Origin of the sequence: Methylobacterium sp. EM32 (genome assembly GCF_040593685.1) — a bacterium.
In the GTDB taxonomy this organism is placed as follows: Bacteria; Pseudomonadota; Alphaproteobacteria; order Rhizobiales; family Beijerinckiaceae; genus Methylobacterium.
In genome coordinates this window covers 45,748-51,914 of the sequence record NZ_JBEXZS010000102.1, presented here as the reverse complement: position 1 = coordinate 51,914, position 6,167 = coordinate 45,748, and the positions used below count along the sequence as shown (strand labels likewise).

Below are 6,167 nucleotides of genomic sequence, written 5' to 3'. Positions count from 1 at the left end.
TCCCAAGTCGGGCATGCCCGACTTGGGCACAGGGATGCGGAACTCGGGCAAGCCCGAGTTCCGTGGGGGGAGGGGTCGGGGCGTCGCGCCCGAGGCCCACCCATGACCATCCTCCTCCTCGCCCTCCGCCGCCTCGCCGCCAGCCTCCCCACCCTCCTCGTCATCCTGGCGGGGCTGTTCCTGCTGCTCCAGCTCGCCCCCGGCGACACCGTCGACGCGCTGATGGCCCAGATGGGCGGCGGCGATCCGGCGACCGCCGAGGAATTGCGCCGCTATTACGGGCTCGACCTGCCGGCCGCGGCCCAGCTCGCCCGCTACCTGTGGCGGCTGGTGCAGCTCGATCTCGGCCAGTCGGCGATCTACGGCAAGCCGGTCGCGACCGTGATCGCCGAGCGGCTGCCCGTGACGCTGATGCTGATGGGCGCCTCCCTCACCCTCGCCTTCGCGGGCGGGACCTGCCTCGGCGTGCTCGCGGCGCGGCGGATCGGGCAATGGCCCGACACCCTGATCTCGACACTCGGGCTGATGTTCTACGCCACGCCCTCGTTCTGGTTCGGGCTGATGGGGATCGTGCTGTTCGCGATCCATCTCGGCTGGCTGCCGGCCGGCGGCATCGAGGAGGTCGGTGCCGGCTATACCGGCCTGACGCGCCTCCTCGACATCGCCCGCCACCTCGTCCTGCCGACGCTGACGCTCGCCCTCGTCTTCCTCGCCACCTACCTGCGGATCATGCGCGCCTCGATGCTGGAGGTGATGAGCCTAGACTACGTCCGCACCGCCCGCGCCAAGGGCCTGGGCGAGACCGGCGTGATCGTGCGCCATGCCCTGCGCAACGCGCTCCTTCCCATGGTCACCCTGGTGGGCTTGCAAGCCGGCACGATGCTCGGCGGCTCGGTCGTGGTCGAGAGCGTGTTCGCGCTGCCGGGCCTCGGGCGCTTGGCTTATGAATCGGTGGTGCAGCGCGACCTCAACACCCTGCTCGGCATCGTGTTCGTGTCGGCGCTCCTCGTCATCACGGTGAATTTCTTGGTCGATCTGATCTACGGCCGGCTCGATCCGCGCATCGCGGCGGGGCGCTAGAGGCCATGGCGGCTCTCGCGCGCTACTGGCGCAACCCGGCGGCTCTGCTCGGCGCCGTGCTCCTCCTCCTCGTCGTCGCGGTGGCGCTCGCCGCCCCGGTGCTGTTTCCCAAGGACCCGCTCGGCCTCGCCGGCCGGCCGCTGCAATGGCCCTTCGTCAACCCGAAGGTCTGGCTCGGCACCGATGCGAGCGGGCGCGACATCGCCGCCCAGGTCTTCCACGGCGCCCGGGTCTCGCTCCTGATCGGCCTCGTCGCCACGGTGATCGCCATCGCGATCGGCATCGCGGTCGGCGCGGTCGCGGGTTTCTACGGCGGGATCGTCGACGACGTCCTGATGCGGATCACGGAAGCCTTCCAGACCCTGCCGAACTTCCTGCTGCTCCTCGTGCTCGTCGCGGTGTTCGGCTCGGACATCACCACGGTCACGGTGGCGATCGGTCTCGTGTCCTGGCCGGCCCCGGCCCGGCTGACCCGGGCCGAGTTCCTGACCTTACGCAACCGCGAATTCGTCCAGGCCTGCCGGGTACTCGGCATGGGCGACGCGCGCATCATCGCCCGGGAGATCCTGCCGAACGCCCTGCCGCCGGTAATCGTCTACGCCAGCGTGGTGATGGCGGTGGCGATCCTGCTCGAGAGCGCGCTCGCCTTCCTCAACCTCTCGGACCCGAACGTCGCCTCCTGGGGCAACCTGATCGGGTCCGGGCGCGGCGTGCTGCGCACGCAATGGTACGTCTCGGCGATTCCGGGCGTGGCGATCCTGGTCACGGTGCTCGCCGTGTCGCTGGTCGGCCAGGGCCTCAACGACGCCCTCAACCCGCGCCTGCGCGGCCCCGCACCGGTAAAGACCGCCGCATGAGCGACCTCCTCTCGGTGAAGAACTTGTCGGTCCGCCTGCCGCCGGGGGCCGACCGCAGCCACGCACTGAGCGACGTCTCCCTGTCGCTGGCGGCCAACGAGATCCTGTGCGTCGTCGGCGAATCCGGCTCGGGCAAGTCGGTGCTCGCCAACACCGTGATGCGGCTGCTGCCCGCGGGCGTACGGCCCGATGCCGGGCAGGTGCTGTTTCGCGGCCGCGACCTCGTCGGGGCCTCGGAGCCCGAGATGCGGCACCTGCGGGGCCGCGAGATCGGCATGATCTTCCAGGAGCCGATGACGGCCCTGAATCCCCTGCGCCGGGCCGGCGACCAGATCGCCGAGACCTTCCGCATCCACACCAAGCTCGGTGCCCGCGCGATCCGCGAGAAGACCCTGGCGCTGCTGACCGAGGTCCGGATGCCGGATCCGGCGGCGGCGCTCCGGGCTTATCCGCACGAGCTCTCCGGCGGCCAACGCCAGCGGGTGATGATCGCCATGGCGCTGGCGCTGGAGCCGGCCCTCCTCATCGCCGACGAGCCGACCACCGCCCTCGACGTGACGACCCAGGGACGCATCCTGGCGCTGATCCGCGACATCCAGCGGCGGCGCGGCATGGGCGTGCTGTTCATCACGCACGATTTCGGGGTGGTGGCGGAGATCGCCGACCGGGTCGCGGTGATGCAGGCCGGGCGCCTCGTCGAGGAGGGGCCGGCCGACGCCGTGCTCAACCGCCCGCGGGCGCCCTACACCAAGGCGCTGATCGGCGCGGTGCCGCCGCTCCTGCCGCGCCCGCCGCGCCCAGTAGCGGGTCCGGCGATCCTGACGCTCGCCGGTGTCTCCAAGACCTACCGCAAGGGCGGCGGCCTCATTCCGGGCCGGGCCCGGGTGACGCACGCGGTCCGGGACGTGAGCCTGTCGCTGCCGCGGGGCACGACGCTCGGCATCGTCGGCGAATCGGGCTCCGGCAAGTCGACGCTCGCCCGCTGCATCGTGCGCCTGCTCGATCCGGATACCGGCACGATCCGCCTCGGCGACACCGATCTGGCCGGCCTGTCGCGGCAGGCGATGCGACGTCAGGCCCGCCGGGTGCAGATGGTGTTCCAGGACCCCTTCGCCTCGCTCAACCCGCGCCGCCGCGCCGGCGACCTTGTGGCGCAGGGGCCGATGCTGCACGGCGTCTCCCGGGCCGACGCGATGGCGAAGGCGCGCGAGCTGTTCGGCCTCGTCGGGCTCGATCCGGCGGCGATGGACCGCCTGCCGCACGAATTCTCCGGCGGCCAGCGCCAGCGCATCGGGCTCGCCCGGGCGCTGGCGCTGGAGCCCGAGCTGCTGGTCGCCGACGAGCCGGTCTCGGCCCTTGACGTGTCGGTCCAGGCGCAGGTGCTGGCGCTGCTCGACTCACTCCGCGACCGGCTCGGGCTGTCGATGCTGTTCATCACCCACGACCTGCGGGTCGCCGGCCAGATCTGCGACCGCATCGCCGTGATGAAGGACGGCGCCGTCGTCGAGGCCGGCCCGACCGCGGAGGTCTTCTCCGCCCCGCAGGCCGCCTATACCCGCGCCCTCCTGGAGGCGGTGCCCGGCCGCTCCTGGATCCCCGGCCGTCCGCAGATGCCGGCCGCCTAAAAGAGGAAACGTCATGTCCCTCACCCTCGACCACCTCGTCATCGCGGTCGCCGACCTCGACGCGGCCTTCGCAGATTATTCCAGCCTCGGCTTCACGGTGATCCGCGGCGGCGAGCACCAGAACGGCATCACCCACAACGTGCTGGTGGTGCTTCAGGACGGCGCCTACCTGGAGCTGATCGCCTTCAAGAAGCCCGAACCCGGCAACCGCTGGTCCGAGGTCTATCACCGTGCCGGCGAGGGCTTCCTCGATCACGCGCTGCTGCCGTCCAACATCGAGGCCGACGTGAAGGCGGCTCAAGCGCGCGGGCTCGACATCGCCGATCCGGTCGCCGGCGGCCGCTTCCGGCCGGACGGCGCCCGCCTCGACTGGAAGACCGCCCGGGCGCCGGGCTCCGACGTGCCGTTCCTGTGCGGCGACGTCACGCCCCGCGCGTTGCGCGTGCAGGAGGGCGACGTGCGCCGCCACGACAACGGCGTCACCGGGGTCGCCTCGCTCACGGTGGCGGTGCGCGACGTCGCGGCCTCCCGCGCCCGCTACGCCGCCCTCCTCGGCACCGGGGCCGAGGCGCCGATCGTCGAGGCCGAGATCCTCGGGAGCCCGGCGCGCGCCGTGACCCTGCCGCTCGGTCCGGCCACCACCGTCACCCTGGCGAGCCCGGCGGGCGCGGACGGCGTGCTGGCCGGCGCGCTGGCGGAGCGGGGCGAGGGCCCGGTCGCGGCCGTGTTCCGGGCCGCCGCGGGCGCGGGCGAGCTCGACCTGCGCCTCACCCATGGGGCGCGGCTGGCGATCATGGCGGGGTGAGGCGGCGGCCGGGCGGGTTCAAGTATACTTCAAGACGAAGCGCGTCTCCCCTCTCCCGTGTGGGAGAGGGGTCGGGGGTGAGGGTGCTGCGGTCCTGAGTCCGGCTCGAACCACCCCGCTGTCAGCACGACGATCTCAGCTTTACATGGAACCGTGTCACCCTGCGCGATCTTCGATCGCCCCTACCCCTCTCCCACACCTTGGAGCGATACCGGGCAAGCCCGGTATCGCCTGGAGAGGGGATCCCGCGCCTTCATCGTAATTACCGCGACTCGAAGACACGAAGCGGACGCAGCGTCCGGCCTCAATTCTTCCACGCCGACGGCCCCTGATCCGCCGCGAGGCCGCGGCCGATTTCCAGGAGCAGCATGTCGGCGAGGCGGTGCAGGAACGGGTCGTGCCAGTCGTCGACGGCGCGGCGGACCGCGATGCCGTGCTCGGCCGCGCGCTCCAGGGGATGAGCCTGGCCCCCGGTCAGGTCGATGACCACGCCACGCCCTTCGAGCGGCCGGCCCGACGCGTCGCGGGTGCAGCGGCCGCAGGACAGGACCCAGCGCACGCCGCCGTCTCGCGACAGCAGCCGGTAGGGCAGGACGTAGGACCCGCCTTCCTCCGCGGCCCGCGCGATGCGGGTCTTCACGCCGGCCCGGTCGTCCGGATGGATGCGGTCGAGGAGAAGGGGAATCGGCGCGCCGGTGCGCAGGTGGTCGGGATCGAGCCCGTAGAGGGCCGCCATGCGGGCATCGCCGCACAGGATGTTGCGCCCGATGTCCCACTGCCAGGTCGCCACCGCGTCCGGCGCCGCGCAGGCCGCGGCCAGCCCTCCCGGCGGCGGTTCCGCCAGCTTCCCCTCTCGTCCCCGCACGCACCCCTCCGTTGGAACGCGTCCCGACGGGTTGCCCCGCGGAAAGCTGCAACTCCTGCGAGTACCAGTAATTTTGTACCGGGCGGGCGTCAAGTTTCCGCTGGGACAGATGGACCTTGGCGGCAATGCATCCTCGCCGCGATCCGGATGACGGACTGTTCGGCGCGCCGCGCCAGGTCGGATCGTGCGCCATCAAAGCGATGCGTCTCTGCGTCCTCGATCCCTGCTGCCGCCATCCTAGACGGAGTACTCTGATGGAGTACTTATGCCGGAATGGAAAGACGTCGTCTCGTCTGCTGCATTGCGGGATCGGCGTGGCGCGATGTCGTTCCGCCGCCGCGCCCTATATCGCGGGGGATCCGGTCCGGCGCCAGGCCGCGCCCGCGCTTGCCCCCGATCCCGCATGCTCCCCTCCGCCGATCCGTCCCAGGTCGATTCGACCGCCCACATCATCCAGGTGGCGCTGACACCGGTATTCCTGCTCTCCGGCATCGCGACGCTGCTCAACGTCTTCTCGACCCGCCACGCCCGCATCGCCGACCAAGTCGAGAAGCTCTCCGACCGCATCGCCGAGCGGCCCGGCGACCAAGCCCGGCTCCGGGACCTGCGCCGGCGCAGCCTCGCCCTCGACGTGGCGGTGGTGATCGCGGCGCTCGGCGGCGTCGCGATCTGCGGCGCGGTGCTGACCCTCTTCCTCGGCACCCTGCGGGACGCCGCGGTGGCGAGCGTGCTTTTCTTCCTGTTCGGCGCCGCGATCGTCTGCACGCTCGCCTCCCTCACCGCCTTCGCGATCGAGATGACGCTGGCGAGCCGCACGGTGCGCACCGAGGTGGACCAGCAGCAGCGGGAGGAGGCCGAGGAGAGCGTGGAAGAGGCCAAGGTGCGCTGATCGCGCGGAACCGTCGCGGGCGAGCCCGGTTCCCCCGAGGCACACC

The 6,167-nt window shown here is 71.7% G+C and carries 6 protein-coding genes; 5 read left to right on the top strand and 1 reads right to left on the bottom strand.

Going from position 1 to position 6,167, the window contains the following annotated elements:
• The first annotated feature begins 102 nt into the window (after window positions 1-102).
• The 4 genes from ABZT49_RS14710 to ABZT49_RS14695 are packed head-to-tail and all read left to right on the top strand — an operon-like array spanning window position 103 to window position 4,367.
• On the top strand, window positions 103-1,080 hold the full coding sequence (locus ABZT49_RS14710) for an ABC transporter permease (RefSeq protein ID WP_355286774.1): 978 nt from the start codon (window positions 103-105) through the stop codon (window positions 1,078-1,080).
• A 5-nt stretch (window positions 1,081-1,085) separates the two neighbouring features.
• Window positions 1,086-1,937, top strand: coding sequence for an ABC transporter permease (locus ABZT49_RS14705; protein WP_355286773.1), 852 nt, complete (start codon window positions 1,086-1,088; stop codon window positions 1,935-1,937).
• Entirely contained in the window at window positions 1,934-3,562 is a 1,629-nt protein-coding gene (locus ABZT49_RS14700; protein ID WP_355286772.1) for an ABC transporter ATP-binding protein, read from the top strand. The genes ABZT49_RS14705 and ABZT49_RS14700 overlap by 4 nt, the downstream gene beginning before the upstream one ends.
• 13 nt (window positions 3,563-3,575) lie before the next feature.
• Window positions 3,576-4,367, top strand: coding sequence for a VOC family protein (locus tag ABZT49_RS14695; RefSeq protein ID WP_355286771.1), 792 nt, complete (start codon window positions 3,576-3,578; stop codon window positions 4,365-4,367).
• A 304-nt stretch (window positions 4,368-4,671) separates the two neighbouring features.
• Here ABZT49_RS14695 and ABZT49_RS14690 read toward each other — a convergent pair whose 3' ends face one another.
• Entirely contained in the window at window positions 4,672-5,232 is a 561-nt protein-coding gene (locus tag ABZT49_RS14690; RefSeq protein ID WP_355286770.1) for a PAS domain-containing protein, read from the bottom strand.
• A 403-nt stretch (window positions 5,233-5,635) separates the two neighbouring features.
• Between ABZT49_RS14690 and ABZT49_RS14685 the strand changes: the two genes are divergently transcribed.
• Window positions 5,636-6,121, top strand: a complete 486-nt coding sequence (locus tag ABZT49_RS14685) for a DUF2721 domain-containing protein (RefSeq protein ID WP_355286769.1) — start codon at window positions 5,636-5,638, stop codon at window positions 6,119-6,121.
• Window positions 6,122-6,167 lie beyond the last annotated feature (46 nt).

Bases quoted from the DNA above. Each gene is read 5' to 3' on its own strand.
- ABZT49_RS14710 (WP_355286774.1), top strand. From the start codon at position 103: ATGACCATCCTCCTCCTCGCCCTCCGCCGCCTCGCCGCCAGCCTCCCC.
- ABZT49_RS14705 (WP_355286773.1), top strand. From the start codon at position 1,086: ATGGCGGCTCTCGCGCGCTACTGGCGCAACCCGGCGGCTCTGCTCGGC.
- ABZT49_RS14700 (WP_355286772.1), top strand. From the start codon at position 1,934: ATGAGCGACCTCCTCTCGGTGAAGAACTTGTCGGTCCGCCTGCCGCCG.
- ABZT49_RS14695 (WP_355286771.1), top strand. From the start codon at position 3,576: ATGTCCCTCACCCTCGACCACCTCGTCATCGCGGTCGCCGACCTCGAC.
- ABZT49_RS14685 (WP_355286769.1), top strand. From the start codon at position 5,636: ATGCTCCCCTCCGCCGATCCGTCCCAGGTCGATTCGACCGCCCACATC.